Here is a 1,309-nt window from a genome sequence, read left to right as displayed (position 1 = left end):
GAGGGAGCCGGCGTAGACGTTCTCGGCGACGGAGACGTGGGGGATGATCTCGGGTTCCTGGGGGATGATGCGGATCCCGGCGGTTCGGGCCTGGGCGGGTGAGGCCAGGTCCACCCGCTCGCCGTCGAGGACGACGTGGCCTTCGGTGGGCTGGTGGTCGCCGGTGAGGATCTTGAGGAGGGTGGACTTGCCGGCGCCGTTCTCGCCCATGAGGGCGGTGACCTGACCGGCGGGGAAGTCGAGGGTGACTCCGCCGAGGGCCCGTACCGCGCCGAACCGCTTGGTGACCTGGTGAACACCGGCCGTCCCCGATGGCCCCGGGTCGGGAGTCGGCGTGTGGGCTTCGCGCATGAGAGTTCCTCGCGAGGTCGGACGGAGGGTAGATGAAGTCGATCAGGGGCCGAGTCCGCCGCGAGGGACGGCAGGAGCAGGGCCCGTACGCCTCCGGCCCCATGGTCAGGGCAGCTGACGGAGCCGGAGGCGCGGGCGGGTCGGCGTGGCCAGGCCGTACCGACCGTTCAGGGGTGCGGTGTCAGCTGCAGGTGACGCCGGCGGTCTTCCAGGTGGTGGCATCGACCATGGTGGTCGGCGCGAACGCCTCCTTCGGGAACTCCTTGCCGTTCTTGAGCTTGTCGTACATGGTCTGGACGGCGAGGGCGCCGACGTCCTTGCCGTTGATGAAGAGGGCGGCCTTCATGCCCGAGGGCTTGCCGGAGCCCCAGTTCTTGCAGGCGAGGTAGGCGCCGAGGCCCACGCCGATGACGCGGTCGGCGCCGATGCCGGCGTTCTCCAGGGCGGTGACGCCGCCCTGGACGTTCTCGTCGTTGCAGCCCCAGACGACCCAGTTCTTGACGCCGGGGTTGGCGGTGACGGTGGCGGCAATCTTGTCCTGGGCGCCGGTGGGGGTGTTGTCGGTGGCGACGTCGATGTTCTGGACGCCGGGCGCGACCGTGCCGAAAGCCTCCTTCGCGGCCTTCACGCGGTCGCCGCAGACGGTGACGTCCTGCTTCCAGGCGGAGATGGTGCGGGTCTCCGCAGGCTTCCAGGCCGCCTTCTTGAACTCCTCCGCGGCGCGCTTGCCGACCTCGCCGCCCATCTGGGCACCGGAGAAGCCGATCCGCGGGACGAGGTTGTCCTTCGCGCACACGGACGGGTCGGGGCCGTTGGCGCAGATCTGGTCGTCGGAGGTGAGCAGGGCGACCTTGGCGTCCTTGGCGGCCTGGACGACCTGGGGTCCGACGGCGGGGTCGGGGACGACGATGACGACGCCGTTGGTCTTCTGTGCGATCGCGGCCTGGACCTCGCTGAT

2 protein-coding genes are annotated in these 1,309 nt (G+C 70.2%); both read right to left on the bottom strand.

Going from position 1 to position 1,309, the window contains the following annotated elements; all coding sequences use genetic code 11:
- On the bottom strand, positions 1-351 hold a 351-nt coding region (locus tag PUR56_RS02825; RefSeq protein WP_329947709.1), incomplete at its 3' end, for an ATP-binding cassette domain-containing protein.
- A 181-nt stretch (positions 352-532) separates the two neighbouring features.
- A partial coding sequence (locus tag PUR56_RS02820) for a substrate-binding domain-containing protein (protein WP_329875296.1) occupies positions 533-1,309 on the bottom strand: 777 nt, incomplete at its 5' end.

The organism is Streptomyces sp. BE303 (genome assembly GCF_036290945.1).
Taxonomy (GTDB): Bacteria; Actinomycetota; Actinomycetes; order Streptomycetales; family Streptomycetaceae; genus Kitasatospora.
Note: the sequence above shows the minus strand (reverse complement) of the source record. Positions and strands in the feature narration are given on the sequence as shown.